General features: G+C 65.5%; 17 protein-coding genes. 9 read left to right on the forward strand and 8 right to left on the reverse strand.

Annotated features, from left to right (window positions below; genetic code table 11):
• Positions 1-23: 23 nt before the first annotated feature.
• Positions 24-281, forward strand: coding sequence for a hypothetical protein (locus CVN68_RS07565; RefSeq protein WP_100281651.1), 258 nt, complete (start codon positions 24-26; stop codon positions 279-281).
• Here CVN68_RS07565 and nagE read toward each other — a convergent pair.
• From nagE to CVN68_RS07585, 4 genes are all read right to left on the reverse strand, one after another.
• Positions 274-2028 (reverse strand): N-acetylglucosamine-specific PTS transporter subunit IIBC, encoded by a 1755-nt coding sequence (nagE, locus tag CVN68_RS07570; protein ID WP_100281652.1) that lies wholly within the window; start codon positions 2026-2028, stop codon positions 274-276. The genes CVN68_RS07565 and nagE overlap by 8 nt on opposite strands.
• A complete protein-coding gene (ptsP, locus tag CVN68_RS07575; RefSeq protein WP_233503625.1) occupies positions 2025-4478 on the reverse strand; it encodes a phosphoenolpyruvate--protein phosphotransferase in 2454 nt (817 codons plus the stop codon). The genes nagE and ptsP overlap by 4 nt, the downstream gene beginning before the upstream one ends.
• 8 nt (positions 4479-4486) lie before the next feature.
• Entirely contained in the window at positions 4487-6628 is a 2142-nt protein-coding gene (locus CVN68_RS07580; RefSeq protein WP_233503626.1) for a beta-N-acetylhexosaminidase, read from the reverse strand.
• Between the two features lie 122 nt (positions 6629-6750).
• Positions 6751-7320 (reverse strand): TonB-dependent receptor plug domain-containing protein, encoded by a 570-nt coding sequence (locus CVN68_RS07585; protein ID WP_100281655.1) that lies wholly within the window; start codon positions 7318-7320, stop codon positions 6751-6753.
• A gap of 205 nt (positions 7321-7525) precedes the next feature.
• On the opposite strand from CVN68_RS07585, the gene CVN68_RS07590 reads away from it, so the two are divergent.
• From CVN68_RS07590 to nagA, 3 genes are read left to right on the forward strand one after another with little or no spacing between them, the layout of a single operon-like run.
• Positions 7526-8269: a GntR family transcriptional regulator gene (locus CVN68_RS07590; protein WP_100284277.1), complete on the forward strand. Its 744-nt coding sequence runs from the start codon at positions 7526-7528 to the stop codon at positions 8267-8269.
• A gap of 4 nt (positions 8270-8273) precedes the next feature.
• Positions 8274-9305, forward strand: coding sequence for an SIS domain-containing protein (locus CVN68_RS07595; RefSeq protein ID WP_100281656.1), 1032 nt, complete (start codon positions 8274-8276; stop codon positions 9303-9305).
• The gene (nagA, locus tag CVN68_RS07600; protein WP_100281657.1) at positions 9305-10462 is read left to right on the forward strand and encodes an N-acetylglucosamine-6-phosphate deacetylase; all 1158 of its coding nucleotides are present in this window, start codon (positions 9305-9307) and stop codon (positions 10460-10462) included. Before CVN68_RS07595 ends, nagA begins: the two co-directional genes overlap by 1 nt.
• Before the next feature lie 152 nt (positions 10463-10614).
• Here the strand turns inward: nagA and CVN68_RS07605 are convergent, their stop codons facing one another.
• Entirely contained in the window at positions 10615-12675 is a 2061-nt protein-coding gene (locus CVN68_RS07605; protein ID WP_100281658.1) for a response regulator, read from the reverse strand.
• 7 nt (positions 12676-12682) lie between these two features.
• The gene (locus CVN68_RS07610) at positions 12683-18067 is read right to left on the reverse strand and encodes a HAMP domain-containing protein (protein WP_233503627.1); all 5385 of its coding nucleotides are present in this window, start codon (positions 18065-18067) and stop codon (positions 12683-12685) included.
• Between the two features lie 199 nt (positions 18068-18266).
• Between CVN68_RS07610 and CVN68_RS07615 the strand changes: the two genes are divergently transcribed.
• The 3 genes from CVN68_RS07615 to CVN68_RS07625 are packed head-to-tail and all read left to right on the forward strand — an operon-like array spanning position 18267 to position 19172.
• Positions 18267-18638 (forward strand): hypothetical protein, encoded by a 372-nt coding sequence (locus tag CVN68_RS07615; protein WP_100281660.1) that lies wholly within the window; start codon positions 18267-18269, stop codon positions 18636-18638.
• Between the two features lies 1 nt (position 18639).
• Positions 18640-18915 carry a DUF5985 family protein gene (locus CVN68_RS07620; RefSeq protein WP_100281661.1) on the forward strand — a complete coding sequence of 92 codons (276 nt, stop codon included), beginning with the start codon at positions 18640-18642 and terminating at the stop codon, positions 18913-18915.
• A complete protein-coding gene (locus tag CVN68_RS07625) occupies positions 18912-19172 on the forward strand; it encodes a DUF5985 family protein (RefSeq protein WP_100281662.1) in 261 nt (86 codons plus the stop codon). Before CVN68_RS07620 ends, CVN68_RS07625 begins: the two co-directional genes overlap by 4 nt.
• A 6-nt stretch (positions 19173-19178) precedes the next feature.
• Here CVN68_RS07625 and CVN68_RS07630 read toward each other — a convergent pair whose 3' ends face one another.
• Both CVN68_RS07630 and CVN68_RS07635 read right to left on the reverse strand, forming a co-directional pair.
• Positions 19179-19586 (reverse strand): hypothetical protein, encoded by a 408-nt coding sequence (locus tag CVN68_RS07630; RefSeq protein ID WP_100281663.1) that lies wholly within the window; start codon positions 19584-19586, stop codon positions 19179-19181.
• Positions 19587-19650: 64 nt separating this feature from the next.
• On the reverse strand, positions 19651-20598 hold the full coding sequence (locus CVN68_RS07635; RefSeq protein WP_100281664.1) for a C2 family cysteine protease: 948 nt from the start codon (positions 20596-20598) through the stop codon (positions 19651-19653).
• A 68-nt stretch (positions 20599-20666) separates the two neighbouring features.
• Between CVN68_RS07635 and CVN68_RS07640 the strand changes: the two genes are divergently transcribed.
• The gene (locus CVN68_RS07640) at positions 20667-21827 is read left to right on the forward strand and encodes an alpha/beta hydrolase family protein (protein ID WP_100281665.1); all 1161 of its coding nucleotides are present in this window, start codon (positions 20667-20669) and stop codon (positions 21825-21827) included.
• Between the two features lie 41 nt (positions 21828-21868).
• Positions 21869-22753, forward strand: a complete 885-nt coding sequence (locus CVN68_RS07645) for an ankyrin repeat domain-containing protein (protein ID WP_100281666.1) — start codon at positions 21869-21871, stop codon at positions 22751-22753.
• Positions 22754-22776 lie beyond the last annotated feature (23 nt).

Raw genomic sequence — 22776 nt, forward strand, 5'->3', positions numbered from 1 at the left:
AACGGACGGGACCTGGAGGGGTTATGGACACGATGTACGGCACTGCTGCCGTGACTCTGCCGCCGATGAGCGCCTTTGCCGAAGTCTATGTGAATCGGCCCACCGCACATGGTGGACCGGTCACTGCGTTGTTCGGCCCGTTCGGCGATTGCGCCTTCGTGCTGGTACGCCAGGGCGGCTATGGCGATGCCGAATGCTGGATCGAGAGCGCGACCGGCCGGGTCTCCTATGCCGATGTCGTCGAGGCCGACCGCGCCGGGCTGATCCAGCGCGCTACCTGACCGGCTGAAGCGCTTCCGCGAGCGCAATCGTCGCGTCGCCGGTGACGAGGTGGAGCGGCCGTGCGGCATCGCCGGGTATCAACATCGCGAGGACCCCGCCGCGCTCGAGTGCCGAACGGTCGATCTTCGAGATATCCGTCAGTTCGACGAGCAACCGGGTACCCCGGGCGCGGACGGCGCAGATATTTCCTTCCCCCAACGCCCGCGCGATGATCCCCGCGTCGAAGACCGGCGCCGCCGCTGCGGCGACCGGCGCTCTTGCGGTAATCGCCGCTGCCATGGCGACAGGCGCCGCCGGCACGGCTACGGGTCCTGCCGCCATCGCCGCGCGCACTTCGCCCGCGATCTGGTCGGCGATCGGCCCGAACACCACCTGCAGCGCGCCATTGTCAAGCTTGAGCACGCCCCGTGCGCCGAGCGCACGCAGCGCAGCTTCATCGATCGCGGCGAAATCGGCCATCACCAGGCGCAGCCGGGTGGTGCACGCGTCGACACTGCGGATATTGGCAGTGCCGCCTAGCGCCGCGAGCACCGCGGGTCCGCGCGCGCCGGCAGCCGCTTCCTGCGCAGCCGGTGGCACTTCAGCGTCGCGGCCGGGAGTCTTGAGATCGAAGCGTCGGATGCACCAGCTGAACGCGGCGTAATAGATCCAGAAATACGCGGCACCGACCGGCAGCAGCAGCAACGGCTTGGTGGCAAGCCCGAAGTTGAGCACATAGTCGATCAGCCCGGCCGAGAAGCCAAAACCGAGCTTCACCCCCAGCGCGTCCATCAGCACCATCGAAATGCCGGTCAGCACCGCGTGGACCACGTAGAGCACCGGCGCGAGGAACATGAAGGTGAACTCGATCGGCTCGGTGACGCCGGTGAGGAACGACGTGAGCGCGAGGCTGAGCAACAGTCCGCCCACGGCCTTGCGACGCCCGGGCAGCGCATTGCGGTACATCGCCAGGCACGCCGCAGGCAGCCCGAACATCATCACCGGGAAGAAGCCCGCCATGAACGCGCCGGCGCTCGGATCACCGGCGAAGAAGCGCTTGATGTCGCCGGTCGCCCCGTTGAAGTCGCCGAGCAGAAACCATGGGATGTTGTTGAGGATGTGATGCAGCCCGGTGATCAGCAGCAGCCGGTTGAGCAGCCCGAACAGGAACAGCCCGATCGGTCCCGCGCCGAGCACCCAGCGGCTGAGCGTGTCGACCCCTGCCTCGAACCACGGGAAGCCCAGCCCGAACAGCACGGCACCCGCGAGCCCGGCGAGGCCCGCGACGATCGGCACGAAGCGGCGCCCCGCGAAAAAGGCGAGATAATCGGGCAGCTTGATGTCCGAAAAGCGATTGTAGAGCACGCCCGCCACGATGCCCGATAATATGCCGGCGGCGACACTGAGCTTGCCGATCTCCTTGGCGCGCCAAGCCGCCTGTTCCAGCGCGGGGGCGGAGACGATTTCGGGCGGCAGGTGCAGCAATACCTTAGCGCCTTCGACAGCGACCAGATAGGCGACCACGCCGGCGAGCGAGGCTGCGCCATGGTTTTCTCGTGCAAGCCCGACCGCGACGCCTGCGGCGAACAACAGCCCTAGATTGGAGAAGATCGCTTCACCCGCGGCGGCAACGAAGGGAATGCCCAGCATGTCGGCCTGGCCGAGCCGGAGCAGCAAAGCAGCAATCGGCAGCACCGCGATCGGCAGCATCAGCGCGCGGCCGAGCGGCTGTGCCTTGGCGAGCAGGGTTGCGGGTCTAAAGCTCATATCAGTGCCTCTCGGGCAAGTGCGCGCACCTCTGCAGGAGACGCGGCGTCGCACGCCTTCCCCGCAAGGGCGACGCACGCGTTCATATCGAGCCGCCGGACTGCGGCCTTGAGTCCCGGAATGGCGGCCGGAGTCGCCGACAATTCGGTGATGCCGAGCCCTATCAAAATCGGTGCGGCCAACGGATCCGAGGCGAGGCCGCCACAGACACCCGCCCAACGGCCGGCTTGCTGCGCGCCCTCGCCCACCAGACGGATCAGGCGCAGTACCGCCGGATGCAGCGCGTCGATCCGCTGCGACACCGCCGCATTCCCGCGATCGGCGGCAAGCGTGTACTGAGTGAGATCGTTGGTCCCGATCGACAGGAAGTCGGCTTCGCGCGCCACCTGGCCGGCGAGCATCGCCGCTGCGGGGGTTTCGATCATCACGCCGAGCTGCACCGGATCCGCGATCCCCAATTCGGCCTGCACTTCGGCGAGCAGCGCCCGAATCGGTCGGTAATCGCCAAGATCCGCGATCATCGGCAGCATGATCCGGCATTGCGCCGCTGGAACCCCGCGCAGGATCGCGCGGAGCTGGAGCCGCATCAGATCGGGCCGCGCAAGGCTTAGCCGCACCCCGCGCAGGCCCAGCGCCGGGTTTTCCTCGGCCCCCATCGGCAAATACGGCACCGGCTTGTCGCCGCCGATGTCGAGCGTGCGGACGATCAGCGGACGATCGCCGAGCGTGGCAGCGATCCGCGAATAGGTCTCGCGCTGCTCTTCCTCGTCGGGCGCAGTCTCGCGTTCGAGGAACAGGAATTCGGTGCGGAGCAGCCCGCAACCCTCGGCGCCCGCCGCGACCGCAGCAGCCGCGTCGGTCACCGAGCCCAGATTGGCGAAGATCTCGATCCGCGTGCCATCGGCCATGCGGCAGGGTTCGTGCGCCTCCGCGGCGTCGCGCGCGCGACGGTCGCGCGTGGCGGAAAGGCGCTCGCTGGCCTCGGAAAGTGCCGCGGCGCCGGGCTCGATGATGAGCGCGGCGGCATCGGCATCGAGGATCAGCGGCGTCCCGTCGACAATCGCGAGCACGCCCTCGCCTGCAGCTACCAGCATCGGAATCCCGGCCGAGGCGGCGAGGATCGCGACATGCGAAGTGGGACCGCCGGCCGCAGTGCAGATCCCGGCGAGGTTGGCAGCGTCGAGCGCCAGGAATTGCGAAGGCAACAGATCCTCGGCAATCAGGACCGTACTCGGGGACAGCGCTGGGACGCCCGCACCGGGCGTGCCGAGCAGCGCCGCGACCACCTGACGCTCGAGATCCTTGAGATCCGCGACACGCTCCATCAACAGCGCGTCGCCGGTTGCGCGGATCGCCGTCATGGCCTGCGCGCTCGCAGCACGCCAGGCGAAGGCGGCGCTGCGCCCCGCGGCGATCTGCTCGCCCGCGGCATGGATAAGTTCGGGATCGTCGAGCAGCGCGCGATGCGCCTCGGCGATCTCGGCGGCAGCGCCGCGGGCGCCGGCGAGTTGGCCGCTGATCTGGGCGAGCGCAGCGTCCAGCCCAACGCGTTCTGCTGCGGCACCCGCCCCGTCCTCCGGCACGTCCTGATCCGCCGCCCTCAGCTGCAGCGCTTGTCCGATCGCCAAGCCCGGCGATGCGCAAACCGGCCCTTGCGAACGGATGGCCGGCGCTGTGAGGGCGGTGGAGCCTTGCTCGCCGAGCCCCGAAAGGATCAACGCGGCCACCGCGTCGACTGCGGCGCGTGCGTCCGTACCGATTCCGGCGATCTGCACGGACGCGCCCGAGCCGACGCCTAGTCCGAGCAATGCCACGGTGCTGCGAGCATTGGCGCGCGCCGTGCCGGTGACGATCGCGACTTCCGCCACGAAAGGTCGAAGCGCCGCAGCGATGCGCGCGGCCGGACGTGCGTGAATCCCGTGCGCAGCATCGACGATCACATCCCGCTCGAACCGCTCGATCGACTCGCCACGGGTCGTCTCGCGCGGCTCGACGCGGGCGATCCGGGCGACGTTCGCCCCCGCCTCGACCAGACGGCCGGTCGCCTCGAGCGTCAGGACATAGCCCTCGCTGGCGAGTATCACCGGGGTGATCAGCGCCTTTGCCGCTTCCGCGACGGCGTCTAGATCGAAGGCGATTAGCGGGTCGCCCGCCCTAACCCGCTGTCCCGCCGTCACCTTGGCGGTGAAGCCCCTGCCGCCGAGCCCGACGGTGTCGAGTCCGATGTGGAGCAACAATTCCGCCCCGTTGTCGAGCCGGAGCGTGACTGCGTGCGCGCTCGCCGGCACGGACAGGATCTCGCCCGCTGCCGGCGCGCGCAGCAGGCCTTCGATCGGATCGATCGCGAAGCCGTCGCCCATCATACGCTCGGCAAACACTGCGTCGGGGACGGCCTCGAGCGGCGTGAGCCAGCCTGCGAACGGCGCGATCAGAATTATCGTATCGGTCATCGTGCCGCTCACGGAATCAGCTCGACGGCGTCGATCGCCCACATCGGCTCGACACCCTTGGCCGTGTACCGGATGCACAAGGTCTCGTTCCCGGCGCGTGGTGCGAGCCGGCCGACCAGCCGCGTCAGTCCCGGATTGCCCTCCGCTGCAGCGAGTGGAAGCACTGCGACACGCGAGCCCTCACAGCCGCCCGCACGCACCTCGAACTCGCCCTCGGGAGTGGCCGGGGCGGCGAATTTGATAGTCTCGATGTCCTTGCCAATCTGAAAGTTGAACGGAATCTGCCCGACCGTGATAGCGATTTGCTTCGCGTCGCCCACTGGCGCCTTCTCCCACAGCCAGCACGGGTTGAAGATGTCACTCACGAACGTCGCCCTTTTGCCCGTCGCCGGATAATCGTCCTCCAGCGCGAGCACGACACGGTTGGTGCAGGTCTTGAGCATTTCGTCGCTGCGCCAGCGGACGCTCTGCGCGGTGACGGTCTGCTTCACTCCGCCGGGCAATTCGCGGCCACTGTGGAACGCCGCTGCCTTGAATTGGGAAGTGAGCTTCACCGAGACCGGACCGCGATAGACCGGCGACTTCGCGGTCACCTGGCTACCGTCGATGGTATAGTGCATCTCGAGCCCCGACTGATTGACCAGCGTCACCGTCACACTGTCGCTGCCGGGCACATAGGCATAGTCCGGCGTCACCGCGAACGCACTGGAGGCCGGCTCCAGCTTCAGCGCGCGCATCCGCTCCAATTGCGGGATGAGCCGATCGACGAAGCCGTCATAGCTGCGTCCCGCTTTGGCCGACCAGCCAATCTCCGCCACTGCCGAAGCGCGCGGAAAGGTCATCCATGCCGCGCGCGCTTCGGTACGGACATGCTCGGTCCACAGATTGGCCTGCAGGCCAAGGATATGATGCTGCTGCGCCGCCGGAATCGCCGACGGCACGGGCTCGAAACCATAGACGGTCTTCAGATCGATCCGATTGCCGCGTCCGGGCGGCTCGCTGTCGCTAAAGCCCTGGCGATTGTCGAAATAGAGTATCGGTGACGGGCTGAGCACCGCGTCATGTCCCGCCTTCGCGGCGATGATCGCGCCTTCGACGCCGCGCCAGGACGTGATCGTCGCGTCGGGCGGCACCTCGCCGCCTTCGAGGATCTCGTCCCAGCCGATCAGCTTGCGCCCGCGTTTGGTCAGATGCCCGCCGATCCGGTGCATGAATGCGGCCTGGAGCGCGGCCTCGTCCTTGACGCCCAGCGCCTTCATCCGCGCCTGGACCTCGGCCGAGCCCTTCCACTGCTCCTTCGTCGCCTCGTCGCCGCCCACATGGACGTAGCGCGACGGGAAGAGAGCGATCACTTCGTCGAGAACATTTTCCAAGAAACTGAAGGTCTTGTCGTCAAAATTGTAGAGCCACGGGAAGACACCCCAGTCGCTTTCGGTGCCCGGCGGGATCGGTACGCCGGTGCCAAGCTCAGGATAAGCCCGGATCGCCGCGAGGGCGTGCCCCGGCATCTCGATTTCAGGGATGATCGTGACGTTACGCTGCGCAGCGTAGGCAACGATCGCCCGAATCTCCTCCTGCGAATAGAAACCACCGACCTGCGGCAATTGCGGCGCGCCCGGCGCAGTGGCGGGACGGCGCCAGCCCGAGACCTGGGTGAGCCGGGGATATTTCTTGATCTCGATCCGCCAACCCTGATCGTCGACCAGATGCCAATGCAGCGTATTGAGCTTGTTGACCGCCATCCAGTCGATCAGTTGCCGAACATAGGCCGGCGACTGAAAATGCCGAGCGCTGTCGAGCATCAGCCCGCGCCAGCCGAAGCGCGGAGCATCGGCAACGGTGAAGGCCGGAATCGACACCGCGCCCCTGCCCGGCGCCTGAGTCATCGCTTGCCACAAGGTGACCGCTCCGTAGAGCAGTCCGGCGTCGTCGCCCGCAGTGATCGTTGCGCCTTTAGGCGTGACTTCGAGACGATAGCTCTCCGCCTTGCCTGTCGCCGCGCGGACGAACCGGATCGATGGCGTGGAAGCATCCGATCCGACCTTTAGCTCGAAACCGCGCGCTTCTGCGACCAACGCAGCGAGCCGCTCGGCTGCAATGCGCGCACCCGTGTCTGCGGCGGGCATCACCAGCGCCGTCTTCCCGCTCACGGCAAGCACGCCTCGCCCGGAGTGCAGTTCGGCGGGCAAGGGCAGCAGCTTGGGCACCTGCGCAGCCACCGGTGCGGAAGCCAGCGCCGCGCCTAACCCTAACAGCACTCGAGAAAAACAGATCAAACGAGACTCCCGACGATGATGAGCAGCAAGCTTAGGCGGTTTCGCGAATCGCTCAATCTCGCTGCGGCAGGGCAAGTGCCGTTGATCGGACCCTCGTCGATCCGCGCCTTGGGTGACTTGAACACGTCGATCCGGCTGACCAGCCGCGGCGCTAGCAGCGCACAATTGAAAGTGCGGCCCGGCGAATCTAGGATGAACCCATCGGCCAAGGCGACAGTCTGGCCGTTCAGCGTGCGAGTGAGCGCCGGTTCGTTGCTGAGGAGCGAGGCCTTCTCGCCTTGGCCAAACTGACGATCGACCGTCACGCCCGGGACGGGAATCAGCGCCTCGGCGACATTGGTATTGGGAAATTTTCTGACGTCCTCGATCGAGACCGAATCGACGACCGAATTGGCGTTTCGCTTGGTTTCAATCGCTGCGGCAAGTGCGGCGCGGTAGCCGGTGACAAGGATTTTCTCGTCATCGTGCACCACCGCCGCAGTCGATACTCCGTCAGCCGCATGTGCGGCGCCCGAAAACAGCGCGATCGCGCTGGCGGTGTCGATCAGAAGAGTCCGAATCCCCATATCCTCTTTGGCAATCTCCCGGTGGCACGTATTTTTCTGTACCATTTGAATACCATTAGCCGAACCATCCGTCAGACCAATGGGCGCGTCAAGGGGGATTCTTTCACCAATATGACGAGATCAAACGTTTTCTGGGTAGCGTTGTGGTCTCTCATTGGTATTAGTATTGCGTCCAACGCCCCTAAGCCCAATGGTGGGAACCGAAATGCCGCTGCTGGCCGAAAAGATACGCCCTCTCGATGGCCCCGGTGGTGGCCCGCTTTACCGGCGGCTGGAGGATGCCTTGCGCGATGCGCTGCGCGATCAGGTGCTCCAGCCCAACGAGGCGCTTCCCGCCGAGCGCGACCTTGCCGCCGATCTGTCGGTTTCGCGGATCACGCTGCGCAAGGCGCTCGACGCGCTGGTTAGCGAGGGTTTGTTGATCCGCCGCCAAGGCGCAGGCACGTTCGTCGCGGGGCGCGTCGAGAAGCAGTTCGCGAAGCTTTCGTCCTTCTCGGAGGATATGGCTGCGCGCGGCCGCACGGTACGCAGCGAATGGCTGGGGCGCTCGTCCGGCGCCGTCACGCCCGATGAGTCGCTGACGCTCGGACTGAGCCCCGGCACGCCGGTCTATCGCTTCAATCGCATCCGCTTTGCCGACGAAACTCCGATGGCGATCGAATATTCGACGATCCCGGGGTTTGGCCTCGACAGCGAGGACGTCGTCGGCCCCTCGCTTTATGCCGCGCTCGAAGTGACGGGAAATCGTCCAGTGCGGGCACTCCAGCGGCTGCGCGCGGTGTTGTTCAATGCCGAACAGGCCGCATTGCTCGGGATCGAAGCAGGCGCTCCCGGGCTTTACATCGAACGTCGCGGATTCCTGGCGGACGGCCGGGTGATCGAGGCGACGCGGAGCTGGTACCGTGGTGACGCCTATGACTTCGTCGCCGAACTCGATACGCGAGGCTGAAGCAATGACGAGTCCCGAAGTGACGAAGATGTTCCAGGAGGCAGGTGAGGCCGCGGCGGTCGTGCGACGCCAGCTCACTGCCAATCAGGCCGCGGTGGCGGCCCTCGCCACAGACCTTCGCGCCGCGCCGCCCCGCGGGGTGATGACCTGCGCCCGTGGCAGCTCCGATCACGCCGCGACCTTTGGCAAATATCTGATCGAGACGCGATTGGGAGTGCTCACCACGTCCGCGGCGCCGTCGATCTCGTCGGTCTATGGTGCCTCGGCGAATCTGACCGGCATGCTGGCCATCGGCATCTCGCAATCGGGCAAGAGTCCCGACATCCTCTCGGCGATGCGCGCGGCGAAGCAAGGCGGCGCCCGCACAGCAGCGCTGGTCAACACCGCAGAGTCGCCGCTGGCGCACGAGGTCGATACCTTCCTGCCGCTCCACGCCGGATCGGAGGTAAGCGTCGCCGCGACCAAATCGTACATCGCCAGCCTCGCCGCGTTGCTCCACCTCGTCGGCGAATGGGCCGGCGACGGGGATCTCCTCGAAGCGCTCCACAACGCACCCGTGCTGCTTGAGCAAGCATGGGCGTCGGACTGGTCGCCGATGGTCGAGCGGCTCGAGCGGGCGCAGGGATTGTACGTCATCGGCCGAGGCCTTGGCTTCGGTATCGCGCAGGAGGCTGCGCTCAAGTTCAAGGAAACCTGCGGGCTCCATGCCGAGGCGTTCAGCGCCGCCGAGGTCCGCCACGGGCCGATGGCGCTGGTCGGCCCCGATTTCCCCCTGCTCGTCTTCCGTCAGGGCGACGAAACCGCCGATGGCGTCGACGAACTCGTTGCAGAAGTGGTGGCACGCGGCGGTGAGGTGCTGGTGAGCGGCGGCGACGTGCCGGGCGCGGTCCAGCTTCCGCATCCGTCGGCACATCCGACGATCGAGCCGATGCTCCAGATCCAGGCATTTTACCGCGCGGCCAACGCGCTATCGTTGCGTCGCGGGTTCGACCCCGACCGCCCTCCCCTGCTCGCCAAGGTCACCGAAACCGTCTGATGCTCACTGCTCTGATCAATGGCCGCGTTCTTCGCGCGGGCGCTCTCCGCGATGGCGAAGCCGTGCTGCTCGACGGGAATCGCATTGCCGACGTGGTTCCGGCGAAAGAAATCCCCGCCGATGCGGCGCGCCACGATCTCGCGGGCGCGATGCTGCTCCCCGGCTTCATCGATACGCAGGTCAACGGCGGCGGCGGCGTGCTGTTCAACGATTCGCCGACCGTGGAAGGAATCGCGGCGATCGGCGCAGCGCACCGGCGCTTCGGCACCACCGGCTTCCTGCCGACCTTGATCAGCGACGATCTCGAAGTAATTCGCGATGCGGTCGCCGCAGTCGATGCCGCAATCGAGCAGGGCGTGCCGGGAGTGCTAGGCATCCATATCGAAGGTCCGTTTCTCAATGTCGAGCGCCGTGGGATCCATCGTCCGGACAAGATCCGCAGGCTCGACGACGAAGGGATCGCCGCGCTGACTTCGCTCAGGCACGGCCGCACGCTGGTGACGCTCGCGCCCGAGCGCACGACGCCAGCGACGATCCGCCGTCTGACCGCCGCAGGGGTAATCGTAGCGGCCGGCCACAGCAACGCCACGTACGAACAGTCGATCGTGGCGGTCGAGGCCGGTGTCACCGGCATCACCCATTTGTTCAATGCGATGTCACCGCTCACGTCGCGCGCGCCGGGCCTGACCGGCGCCGCGCTCGAGCGTACGGAACTCATCTGCGGGATCATCGTCGACGGATATCATGTCAGCCCGACCACGCTCGGCATCGCGCTGCGCTGCAAGGCGCCGGAGCAATTGATGCTGGTCACCGACGCAATGCCCACCGTCGGCAGCAATTCAGACGCGTTCCTGCTTCAGGGGCGCCCGATCCGCGTGGTCGACGGGATCTGTCGGGACGCCGACGGCACGATCGCAGGCTCACATCTCGACATGGTCTCGGCGCTCGCCAATTGCGTGACGATGCTGGGCACTTCGATCGAGATCGCCGCCCGCATGGCCGCGCACGCGCCGGCCGCTTTTCTGGGCCTCGCCCACAGTCGGGGCGAGATCGCACCGGGCTATCGCGCCGATCTGGTCGCGGTCGATGCGGCGTTCGGCGTTGTCGAGACGTGGATCGCCGGCGTCAGCAGCCGGGCTGCCGAAACCGCGCCCTAGCAACGACTCCCAGCTAATTCACCCCGGCGAAGGCCGGGGCCAGCTGCGAGGGGGCGTCGGCGGCGAGATGCCATCGCTTGTTCATCGGTACGGGGTCCCGGCCTTCGCCGGGGTGGCTCTATAGATTTACGGAAGCCCCCGGCGCCGCGCCCTCAGCGGCGCTCGCGCAGCGCCGCCTTGAGCTGATCGGGCGTGAACGGCTTGGTGAGGAAGCGGACGTCGGAGCTTTCGGCTGCGTCGAGATCGGTCTGGGCGTAACCGGTGATGATCAGCGCAGGAAATTCGGCACGCTCGCCGCGGACCTGTCGCACCAGTTCAGCACCCGACATGCGCGGCATGGCATAATCGGTGATCAGCAGGTCGAATGCCGCGGGATCCTGTCTGAACAGGTCGAGCGCATGCGCGCCCTCAGTGAAGTGGATCACTCGATGTCCCAGATCCTCGAGCAAAGCCGCCGTGGTCGCGCGGACGCCGTCATGATCATCGACCAGCAGGATCTTCATCGCAGCGGCGGATGCGTCCACGGATTCATCGACGATTTCAAGCACCACCTCCGTGCCGGTGTCGGGCGCGCGCGGCAGCCAGATTTCGACACAGGTGCCCTTGCCCAGCTCGCTCTCGACGCGGACCTCGCCGCCCGATTGCTGCGCAAAACCATAGACCATGCTGAGCCCAAGTCCGGTGCCCTTGCCCACCGGCTTGGTGGTGAAAAAGGGTTCGAGGACTTGCTGGATCAGCTCGGGCGCGATTCCGCAGCCAGTATCCCCCACGCCGATCACGACATAGTGACCGGGCGCCAAGCCCGTACGTCCTACTTGCTCGGCAACCTCGCGATCCTCGGCCACGACGGTAACCACACCACCCTCAGGCATCGCATCGCGCGCGTTGATGATCAGGTTCATCACTGCGAGTTCGAGCTGCGCGGCATCGGCATAGACCGGTGAGACGTTGTCCGAGAGATTCCAGTTGAGCTCGACCATACCGCCCAGCGTATGCGCGAGCAGACTCGTCACCGACCGCGCCAGACGTGGGATCTGGATCGAGGCCGGCTCGAGCTTCTGGCGGCGCGCGAAGGCCAGCAGATGCTTGACCAGTTCGGCACCCTGCTCGGCCGCATGTCGAGTCATGCCGACGATCTTCGCCTGATCTTCGGTCAGCGGCACGCGACGCTCGATCATCCCCAACCCGCCCAACACGGCGGCGAGCAGATTGTTGAAGTCGTGCGCGATGCCGCCGGTGAGCTGGCCGATCGCGTCCATCTTGCGTGCCTGGGTGAGTTGGCTCTCGAGCTCCTTACGATCGGTGACGTCGAGCAGGGTCCCGGCGAACTCGACCGGATTGCCGAACGAATCGCACAGCAACACCGCTTGATCGAGGAAATGCTTGTAGTGGCCGTCGGCACACTGCCAGCGATATTCGACCGACAGCGACTGGCCGGAGCGGCGGGCAGCCAACGCCTCAACCGCGCGCTCGCGGTCCTCGGGATGCAGCCGCTCGACCCACAGACTCGGCGAGCGCTGGATGTCCTCGAACGCATAGCCCGTCAGCGCCGGGAAATTGCCGCTGACGAATTTCGGAATGCGCGGATCGGCGTCGATCTCCTCAAGATAGAGGATGATCGGCAACGATTCGATGATCGCCGCCTGGCGCTGCTCGGCGAGGCGCAGTTCCTGCTCGACGCGCAGGCGCTCGGCATTGGCGCGCAGATTGGCATCGAGCAGCGCCTGCTCCTGCCGCGCCTTGCGCTGGATTTCGCGCGTCATCAGAAAAAGATCGACGAACACCGCGACTTTCGAGCGGATGACCACCGGCTCTACCGGCTTGAACACATAGTCCACCGCGCCCATCGAATAGCCCCGCAGCAGATGCTGGCTCTCTTTGTTGACCGCCGAAAGGAAGACGATCGGGACGCGCTTGGTTTGTTCGCGCGAGCGGATGATCTGCGCGGTCTCGTAACCGTCGATGCCGGGCATGTAGACGTCGAGCAGGATCACTGCGAATTCGGTCTTGAGGAGCTGGCGCAGCGCCTCTTCGCCCGAATTGGCGACGACGACGTCGGCGACGTCCTCGAGCACATGCTTGATCGCGAGCAGATTGCGTTCGTCGTCATCAACGACGAGGACCTTCGCGCGATCCTCCACGGCTTCGGGTTCCGTCACCAGCGAGGCCTCGGCGATCGTTGCGATACGGGTCGGCGGAATCTTCGCGCTCATTCGCACCTCAGGTCCGCTCTGCCACAATCAAGCCACCGCTCACCGCCGCGTCGCGCGACCGGGCTATCCATACCCGCAGCAAAGCGAGCAGCAAGTCGATGTCCACAGGCTTGGCGATATAGTCGGAGGCGCCGGCGTCGAGGCACTTCTGCCGATCGCCTTTCATTGCCTTGGCGGTCACTGCGATCAGCGGCAAATCCGCAAGCTCGGGGCGCTTGCGGATTTGCTGCATCGTCTCATAGCCGTCCATCTCGGGCATCATGATGTCGATCAGCGCGATGTCGATCCCCGGCGTCTGCTCCAAGATCACGATCCCGTCCCTGCCTCCCTCGGCGTGGAGCACTTCGACGCCGTAGCTCTCGAGCACGCTGGTCAGCGAGTAGATGTTGCGGATGTCGTCGTCGACGATGAGGATCTTGGTATCCGAAAGTTCGGGCACTGCGCGCGCCGCCTGGATCACCTGGTCGGTCTGCTCGGGGACCAGTGCCACGACCTTGGGCAGGGCCGACACACGCTCGGCCAGATCCTCGAACACCGCCACCAACGCATTGCGATCGGCAGGCTTCTCGGTGACCCCGAACGCACCAAGGTCGATCGCCTTGCCGACCTTGTCAGCCCCCGAAATCACGTGGATCGGCACGTGCCGGGTCTGCGGATCGTGCTTCAGCAAGTCGAGCAGGACGAAGCCGTCGATATCGGACAGACCAAGATCGAGCGTGATCGCATGCGGCTGGAGCTTTCGCACCATCGCCAGCGTCCCGGCCCCCGCGCCGGAAACGACGCCCTTGAGCCCGGCGCCGCGCGCGATGTCGAGCAGGATCGAGGCGAAGGTGGGATCGTCCTCGACGATCAGCACGAATGGATCGCCGGCGAGATTGTCGCGGTCGTCGCTGAGATCGAACGGACCCGGCAAGGCGCTGGGCACTGTGGCGCCGCTATTGTCATAACGCGCGGGCGTGCCGGTCTGCGCGATCTGCGCAGGCGCGATCGCCTGGAGCGGCACGAACAAGGTGAAGGTCGAGCCCTCGCCCGGCTTCGAACGGACTTGCAGTTCACCGCCGAGCAGGCGCGCAATCTCGCGGCTGATCGACAGGCCGAGACCAGTGCCGCCGTACTTGCGGCTGGTGGTGCCGTCGGCCTGCTGGAACGCCTCGAAGATCAGCTTCTGCTTGTCCTGCGGGATACCGATGCCGGTATCGGTAACGGCGATCTCGATCGCGGTATCGACGCCACGCAGCACCGGGTGATTGGTGCTCCACCCCTTGGTCGCGGCACGCAGCGCGAGCGTGACGCTGCCCTTCGCAGTGAACTTGAACGCATTCGAGAGCAGGTTGAGCACGACCTGCTGAAGCCTTTTCTCGTCGGTGCGGATCGCCGCCGGAAGGCCGGGATCGAACTCGACGATGAAATCGAGGCTTTTGTCCGCCGCGAGTTGGCGGAAAGTGCGCTCCATATGCTGCTTGAGCCCCGCCATGGGCATCTCGCCGATTTCGATCGAAACGGTACCCGACTCGATCTTGGACAGATCGAGAATGTCGTTGATCAGGTTGAGCAGATCGGATCCCGCCCCGTTGATCGTCCGCGCAAACTCCACCTGCTTATCGTTCAGGTTACCCTGCGGATTGTCCGACAACAGCTTCGACAAGATCAGCAGCGAGTTGAGCGGCGTGCGCAGCTCATGGCTCATGTTGGCGAGGAACTCAGACTTGTACTTGGAGGTCAGCGCCAGCTGCTCGGCCTTCTCCTCCAGCGCGCGGCGGGCCATCTCGATCTCGAGATTCTTGGCCTCGACCTGCTTCTTCTCGTTCTCGAGCAGCTGCGCTTTCTCCTGCAGCTCCTCGTTGGTATTGTGCAGCTCTTCCTGCTTGGTGGTCAGCTCGGTCTGACGCGCCTGCAATTCCTGCGTCAGGAGCTGCGACTGCTTGAGCAGCCCCTCGGTGCGCATCGTCGCGGCGATCGTGTTGAGCACGATGCCGACCGATTCCATCAGCTGGTCAAGGAAGCTCTGGTGAGTCTCGTTGAACTCGCCGAACGAAGCGAGCTCGATCACGGCTTTCACGTCGTCCTCGAACAAAGCCGGCAGGATCGCGACATTGGCCGGCGCCGAATGGCCGAGCCCAGAACCGATCCGCAGGAAATCGCCGGGAACATTCTCCAGCACGATCGCGCGCTTGTCCGCCGCGGCCTGCCCGACCAGCCCCTCGCGCAACGCGAACTTGGCCTTGAGCGTGTCCTTGCTCTCGGCGCCGTAGCTCGCCGCCAGTTCGAGCACGGTGTCGTCGCCCTCGCGGGTGGTGACATAGAACACACCATATTGCGCGTTCACCAGCGGCGCGAGCTCGGACATGATCAGGTTCGAGACGGTGGTGAGATCGCGCTCGCCCTGCAGCATCCGGCTGAACCGCGCGAGGTTGGTCTTGAGCCAGTCCTGCTCCGCATTCTTCAAGGTCTGGTCCTTGAGGTTGCGGATCATCTCGTTGATGTTGTCCTTGAGCGCGGCCATCTCGCCCGAGGCTTCCACTGCGATAGAGCGGGTAAGATCGCCCTTGGTCACCGCAGTCGCCACATCGGCGATCGAGCGAACCTGGTTGGTGAGATTGGCGGCGAGCTGGTTGACGTTATCGGTTAGATCGCGCCACAGGCCGGCGGCACCGGGCACGCGCGCCTGCCCGCCGAGCTTTCCTTCGATGCCGACTTCGCGGGCCATGTTGGTGACCTGATCGGCGAAGGTGGCGAGCGTTTCGATCATGAAGTTGATCGTCTCGGCCAGCGCGGCGATCTCGCCCTTGGCGTCCACCGTCAGCTTGCGCTTGAGGTTGCCCTGCGCCACCGCGGTGACGACGTCGGCGATGCCGCGCACCTGGTTGGTCAGGTTGGTCGCCATCAGATTGACGTTGTCGGTCAGATCCTTCCACGTACCGCCAACGCCCGGCACCTGCGCCTGCCCGCCCAATTTGCCTTCGGTGCCGACCTCGCGCGCCACCCGGGTCACTTCGGAGGCGAAGCCGTTGAGCTGGTCGACCATCGTATTGATGGTGTCCTTGAGCTCTAGAATCTCGCCCTTCACGTCGACGGTGATCTTCTTGGAGAGATCGCCCTTCGCCACCGCGGTCGTCACGTCGGCAATGTTGCGCACCTGACCGGTGAGGTTCGCCGCCATCAAATTCACATTGTCGGTGAGATCGGCCCAGGTGCCAGCGACTCCGCGCACCTGCGCCTGCCCGCCGAGCTTGCCCTCGGTGCCCACTTCGCGCGCCACGCGGGTCACTTCCGAGGCGAAGCCGTTGAGCTGGTCCACCATCGTGTTGATCGTGTTCTTGAGCTCGAGGATCTCACCCTTCACGTCAACGGTGATCTTCTTCGAAAGATCGCCCAGCGCCACGGCGGTGGTCACTTCGGCGATGTTGCGCACCTGGCCGGTGAGGTTCGCAGCGAGATCGTTGACGTTGTCGGTCAGATCCTTCCACGTGCCGCCGACGCCCTCGACCTTCGCCTGTCCGCCCAGCTTGCCTTCCGAACCCACTTCGCGCGCCACCCGGGTCACTTCCGATGCGAACGAATTGAGCTGGTCCACCATCGTGTTGATGGTGTTCTTCAACTCCAGAATTTCGCCCTTCACGTCGACGGTGATCTTCTTCGAAAGATCGCCCTTCGCCACTGCGGTAGTCACCTCGGCGATGTTGCGCACCTGCCCGGTCAGATTGCCGGCCATCAGGTTGACGTTGTCGGTCAGATCCTTCCACGTGCCTGCGACGCCTTCGACCTGCGCCTGTCCGCCGAGCTTGCCCTCCGAGCCCACTTCGCGCGCCACCCGGGTCACTTCCGATGCGAACCCGTTGAGCTGGTCGACCATCACGTTGATGGTGTTCTTCAGCTCCAGAATCTCGCCGCGCACTTCGACGGTGATCTTCCTCGAAAGATCGCCCTTCGCCACCGCGGTGGTCACGTCGGCGATGTTGCGGACCTGGCCGGTGAGGTTCGCTGCCATCAGGTTGACGTTGTCGGTCAGATCCTTCCACGTACCGCCAACGCCGGGCACCTGTGCCTGTCCGCCCAATTTGCCTTCGGTGCCGACTTCGCGGGCCACGCGCGTCACTTCGGAGGCGAAGCCGTTGAGCTGGTCCACCATCACGTTGATCGTGTTCTTCAGCTCCAAAATCTCGCCCTTCACGTCGACGGTGATCTTCTTGGAAAGATCACCCGACGCCACCGCGGTGGTCACCTCGGCGATGTTGCGGACCTGGCCGGTGAGGTTGTCGGCCATCAGATTGACGTTGTCGGTCAGATCCTTCCACGTGCCCGCGACCCCCGGCACCTGCGCCTGGCCGCCCAATTTGCCCTCGGTGCCCACTTCGCGTGCCACGCGCGTCACTTCCGACGCGAAGCCGTTGAGCTGATCGACCATCACGTTGATGGTGTTCTTCAGCTCGAGAATTTCCCCTTTCACGTCGACGGTGATCTTCTTGGACAAATCGCCCGACGCCACCGCGGTGGTCACTTCGGCGATGTTGCGGACCTGGCCGGTCAGATTGTCGGCCATCAGATTGACGTTGTCGGTCAGATCCTTCCACGTGCCGGCGACACCTTCCACGCGCGCCTGCCCGCCCAATTTGCCCTCGGTGCCCACTTCGCGCGCCACGCGCGTCACTTCCGATGCAAACGAATTGAGCTGATCGACCATCGTGTTGATAGTGTTCTTAAGCTCGAGAATCTCGCCCTTCACTTCGACGGTGATCTTCTTGGACAAATCGCCCGATGCCACCGCGGTGGTCACTTCGGCGATGTTGCGCACCTGACCCGTCAGATTGGTCGCCATCGCGTTGACGTTGTCGGTGAGGTCCTTCCACGTCCCGGCGACGCCCTTCACCTTGGCTTGCCCGCCGAGCTTGCCCTCGGTGCCCACTTCGCGCGCCACGCGCGTCACTTCGGACGCGAACGATGCGAGCTGCTCGACCATGGTGTTCACCACCTTGCCGATGCGCAAGAACTCGCCGCGCAATGGGCGGCCGTCGATCTCGACTGTCATCGACTGCGACAGATCGCCCTTCGCCACCGCGCCGATGACGCGGGCGACTTCGGCAGTCGGCTGGACCATGTCCTCGATGAGTTCGTTGACCGAACGAAGCTTGGCTTCCCAGCCGCCCGTGGCGCCGCGGACATGGCCGCGCTGGGTGATCTTGCCTTCCTTACCGACGACACGCGACAGTCGCTCATATTCCGCGGTCATCGCCTCTTCCATGGCGACGACTTCGTTGAACAGCGACGCTATTTCGCCATCGGTACCAGGCAGATCATCGGGCAGGCGGACGCTGAAGTCGCCACGGCGGAAGCTGCGAAGCGCGGCGACGAGTTGACGGCGATCGAGCGTGTCGCTGGTAGGTTCGGCAGTCACCTGGCACTCCTGGCAAGAATCCCCCACCCCCGTCGAGAAATGCTGCACGGCCCCCCGGCCGACACCTGCATAGCAACAGCAGTGCTGTAGGAAAAGTGAACGCGTACACGTGTTTGGCATGGGTTGCGGCATTTTTTCCGGAAGCTAGGAAGAGCCGCGAAACTCGGGGGAAACATGGAGATGGGAGACGACGGCCGGGATGCCGGCCAGACAAGAGCTCTCCAGCTTTATTCGCTCGACCTTTCGCTCGGTCTGGGCGCTCGAGTTACTCTGCTTCGTCAAGAAGCACCGCGATCAGGCTTGGCCGCAACGCGATCTGGTGGTTGCGCTGCGGGGCAGCGAACTGGTGGTGTCGCAGAGTGTCGAAACGCTACTCGCGGCAGGGCTCGTCGTCATCGAGTCCGGCGAGCTGGTCCGCTACCAACCGACCTCGGAAGCCGTGGACAAGCTGGCGAGCGCAGCCGAGGCGCTCTATGCCAGCCGACCCGACGCCGTGCGCCGGATGATCGTCGCGCCCGCCAACCCGGGGCTCAGCAGCTTCGCCGACGCCTTCAAGCTGTGGAGGGACTGAGATGACCTCATGGTTCCCCGCGATCGTCTATCTGCTGTGTTTCGCCACCAGCGCCGCCTGTGCGGTGCTCCTCGGCCGCTCCTGGCGGCGCAGCGGGATGCGGCTGCTGTTGTGGAGCGCGCTGTGTTTCGGCCTGCTCGCCGCGAATAACCTTTTTGTCATCGTCGATCTGCTGCTGATTCGCGACTTGGATTTTGGGCTGGTCCGCTTGTTGCTTTCGCTCGGCGCGGTGGTGGTGCTGCTCTTCGGCTTCATCTGGGACATGGACGAGGCATGACGCTGCTCGCCTTCCTGTCCGGCGCAGTCACGCTCGGCTTCGCAACCGCGGCGTTGTTCTTCCTGCGCTTCTGGCGAGACACGCGCGACGAGCTTTTCCTCGCCTTCGCGGCAACCTTCCTGATGCTGGGCGTGGCTCAGGCGATACTCGCGCTCGGCGGGATACCCGACGAGCAGCGCAGTTGGGTCTATCTGGTTCGGCTGGTCGCGTTCCTGACGATCATCGTCGCGATCTTGCGGAAGAACCGCGCGCGTTGATCGCGATCAGCGTTGGGTGAAGGTAACCGCGAAATAGCCCACCGTGCCGCCGGTCGGCGACGGCACCATCGCGACGAGCACGCCTCTGCCGTCGCGAGCACGCCATGCCTGCGCCAGTTTCTTGCCGGGATCGGCGCCAGGCAGCGCCACCGAAATAGCGCCGCGCTGACGGGCCAGATTGTCGATGCGCTTGGCGATCGCGACCCAGGGAACGGCCTTGTTCACGGTAAACAGGCGTTCGTCGGTGATCGTCACGCCGCCCTTGGAAACGTCGCTCGCCAAGGCATGCAGCGCCTGCCGCTCGGCCACGCCGCCTCCCGCCTGCGCTCCGGCAGGCGCAGGCAGCGATGCGAGATCGAACCCACGGACGAGGCCGAGAAAGGCTAACAGACTCAAAAGCGCCGCTTTCAGCAAGGGATGTCCTTCGTGCCGAACTTGCCCGCTTTTGGCGAGCAGCTCAACCTTGAACGCACGAGCGTCAGCGCGGTGCCGGACCGACCGTGAACGCCTCGGCACCGCCGGTATCGGCAAGCGTGCGCAGTGGCACTTCCATCGTCGCGGATTCGGTATCGTGCCCTTCGCCGACGTTCATGTTGGTGCCCCACGGATTGCGCACCGTCGCCATCCATTCGCCGTCGGCATTCTTGTGGACGCCCTCGACAACATAGACATGGTTGTCGACAAGGCCGTCTTGCGTCCCTTCGTTGCCGCGGATCGTATCCCAGAAACTGCGGTCCTCGGGCACGGTCCAGAGCGTCACCGGGCGGCCATTGGACAGCGCCGCGTCGACTTGTCCCGCCATCCGGTCGAGCGCCGAATTCTCGCTTTCGAAAAAACCCTCCGAGTAACGGATCTCGTCGCCGCGATCGCCGGTGATCGCCTGCATCGCGTCCTGCGGCCAGCCGCCATTGGCGATCGCGTTATAGCCTTCGGTCAGCCCGTCCGCGGGATTGCTGTCGTGGATCTTGGCATAAGCGGTCTCGGCGACCGCAGGCCAGATCGGCCCGTCCAGACCATTATTGTCCGCAGTCGAACCGCCCTGCCGCGCAAGATTGTCCTCGAGTTCGGCCTGGGTCACCTGCACCGACTGGGGATTGCCGTTGCCGTCATGGAGCCGGACGGTGAAATTGCCCGTGCTCGCATCAAAGCTGATCATGTTGCGGACGGCGTCTGGCTGCTGCTGCGCGAGCGCACCCAAGGTCGCGACGAAATAGCAGTCGCCCAGCGCATCCTGCCGAATGTCCGCTGCCTGCGGACCCTTGGCGCCGTACAGATCGGCAGCATCGAAGCGGACCTCTGCCGCCTTTCCCGCCGCGCCGCCGCCGTCGATCGGGATACGAAACGCCGGGATCGCCACCGAGGTACCCGCGAGCAGCGAGTCCAGATTGAAACGGGTTGCGACGCCTGCAGCTGCGGCCTCGATCATGCCGACTCTCCCATTCTTTCACGGGACTATGCGCCGCTCACGCGCGCACCGCGATAATCGGATCGATTATGGCGCGCAGCGCGCAGCCGCTGCATCTGGAAGGCGTCCGATCGAAGGATGGCGTGATGCAGGTAAACAGGGCAGCCCCAGCTTCCACGGCGTCGACCACCCCGTCGACCCCGTCCCCCGCATCGTCCAAGGGCGCCGACGCCTATCGTCCGGATTGGCAGCCGTCGCGAGTCACGCCGGCACTGCAATCGGCGCCATCGGCCTCCAGCTCCCCCCGAGCCGATGGCGCCGACTCGCCCCTGCAGCGCGCCGCGAACGATCGCAACGACCGCGATGCGGTCGTCGTCCCGTTTTCCCCCGAAGCGCAAGGCCTGCAACCGGCGCGGTTCGCTACGCTTTCCCCCGTCACCGCCCCGGCCGCGGCGCCGCAGGCACGCCTCGCCGCCAATGATGCGCCCGACCTCCAGCAGGTTCACACCAACGCGTTGCTCGCCAAGGACGTCTATAACGACGTGCCGAGCCCGCCCGCGGGCTATCGCGCCGCCAGTGATGCCGATCTCGCCCGCCTCGGCCTCACCCCCGACATGCTCGAGCAACCTGGCGAAAGCAGCTTCCGCGCCCGTGTCTATGTCAGCGGCGAAGCGGGTCAGGAGCGCTATACCGTGGTCTTCCGCGGCAGCCAGTCCGGCGGCGACTGGAAGAGCAACGCCCAGCAGGGCCTCGGCTTCGACTCGACGCACTATGCCAATGCGCTCGAAATCGGGAAGAAGCTCGCGCGCACCGATGCCGACGTGACCTTGGTCGGCCATTCGCTCGGTGGCGGGCTCGCAGCCGAAGCGGCGATCGCCTCGGGCCGCCCGGCCGACACCTTCAACGCGGCGGGCCTCCACCAGAACACGATCGAGAAAGCACAGGCAATCGCGCAAGCTAACGACCGCGGCGCATCGTCGATCAACAATTACCGCGTCCCCGGCGAGATTCTGACCACGCTGCAGGAAGGCGGTGATCGCGCGATCGGCGCCGGACTGGGCGGACTGATCAGCGGCGGCGGGGCAATCGTCGGCGCGGCCGTGACCGACTTGCCCGAAGCCTATGGCGCGCAGCACAATCTCCCCAACGTCCGCCCCGAAGGCGCGCATTGGTGGGATTCGATCAATCCAGTTGACCGCCACAGCATGGACTGGGTGCTCGCCGGCACCGCGGCACAAGCCGGCCGCTGAGCAGTTGACGCACCGCTTGCAATAGGCAGAGGGTGCGGCGTGTGCGCAGATTCCTCCCGTTCAGCCCCGCGCTCGCGCTCATGACCATGGGCTGCGAAAGCGACGCGCGTGCCGACTGCTTCGCGCCGGGCACCGAATTGCCTACCCGCCGCGACACACTGACCGATCAGCGGCTCGGCGCCGCCGCGCGCGATTTCGCCGAGGCGCTGTTCGACGGCAATCTCGAGCGCGCCGGCCAGGTCCTCCACGGTGATCCGGGGCTCGCACGTCGCCGTATCGGCGCACATTACGACATGCTGTCGGTCGCGCTCTCGACGTGCCGCGCCGATGCCGTCGATCTCGTCATCCGTGGCGGTGCCCCACTCGACGGAGTGGAAGACAAAGGGCTGCCGCTCCGACTCGCGCTGCGGGCGAAAGACCCGGCCTTTGCACATCGCCTGCTCACTGCGGGCGCCAATCCCAATCCAGCCGGCAATCCGAGCGGCCCTTTACGCACCGCGATCACGCTCAATTCGCTTGGTGCGGTGCGCATGCTGCTCGATTTCCGCGCCGATCCGAATGTGATGGAGGCGACGGGCAACCGCCCGCTCCACACCGCACTCGACATGGAGCATTTCCGCATCGCCGAACTGCTGCTCGAGCGGGGCGCCGATGCCTGGGCGATCGACAGCGGCGGCGCCAATCTCGGCACCGCCGCGACCACAAAGATGCTGACGGAGTCGGCAGAGGAAGCCGAAGCGCAACGCCGGCTCGCCGAGCGTCTGAAGAAGCTGGGCTGGCCGCAGCCCGTACTCTCGTCCCGCGAAGTGCGTGCTGCTGCGGCGAGCGGCAACTGGCCTCCCGCTGCCGCACGCGCTGCAGGCGCGCCAGCAGTGCCCCCGTCAGTGCTCGCGCTAATCAAAGCGAACGCAGTGACAGCGCACTAAGTCTCTACGGCATGGCGAAGGCC

It is taken from the genome of Sphingomonas psychrotolerans, from assembly GCF_002796605.1.
Classification (GTDB): Bacteria; Pseudomonadota; Alphaproteobacteria; order Sphingomonadales; family Sphingomonadaceae; genus Sphingomonas; species Sphingomonas psychrotolerans.

Bases quoted from the DNA above. Each gene is read 5' to 3' on its own strand.
- CVN68_RS07590 (WP_100284277.1), top strand. From the start codon at position 7,526: ATGCCGCTGCTGGCCGAAAAGATACGCCCTCTCGATGGCCCCGGTGGT.
- CVN68_RS07565 (WP_100281651.1), top strand. From the start codon at position 24: ATGGACACGATGTACGGCACTGCTGCCGTGACTCTGCCGCCGATGAGC.
- CVN68_RS07635 (WP_100281664.1), bottom strand. From the start codon at position 20,598: ATGATCGAGGCCGCAGCTGCAGGCGTCGCAACCCGTTTCAATCTGGAC.
- CVN68_RS07625 (WP_100281662.1), top strand. From the start codon at position 18,912: ATGACGCTGCTCGCCTTCCTGTCCGGCGCAGTCACGCTCGGCTTCGCA.
- nagE (WP_100281652.1), bottom strand. From the start codon at position 2,028: ATGAGCTTTAGACCCGCAACCCTGCTCGCCAAGGCACAGCCGCTCGGC.
- CVN68_RS07620 (WP_100281661.1), top strand. From the start codon at position 18,640: ATGACCTCATGGTTCCCCGCGATCGTCTATCTGCTGTGTTTCGCCACC.
- CVN68_RS07595 (WP_100281656.1), top strand. From the start codon at position 8,274: ATGACGAGTCCCGAAGTGACGAAGATGTTCCAGGAGGCAGGTGAGGCC.
- nagA (WP_100281657.1), top strand. From the start codon at position 9,305: ATGCTCACTGCTCTGATCAATGGCCGCGTTCTTCGCGCGGGCGCTCTC.
- CVN68_RS07615 (WP_100281660.1), top strand. From the start codon at position 18,267: ATGCCGGCCAGACAAGAGCTCTCCAGCTTTATTCGCTCGACCTTTCGC.
- CVN68_RS07585 (WP_100281655.1), bottom strand. From the start codon at position 7,320: ATGGGGATTCGGACTCTTCTGATCGACACCGCCAGCGCGATCGCGCTG.
- CVN68_RS07605 (WP_100281658.1), bottom strand. From the start codon at position 12,675: ATGAGCGCGAAGATTCCGCCGACCCGTATCGCAACGATCGCCGAGGCC.
- CVN68_RS07640 (WP_100281665.1), top strand. From the start codon at position 20,667: ATGGCGCGCAGCGCGCAGCCGCTGCATCTGGAAGGCGTCCGATCGAAG.
- ptsP (WP_233503625.1), bottom strand. From the start codon at position 4,478: ATGACCGATACGATAATTCTGATCGCGCCGTTCGCAGGCTGGCTCACG.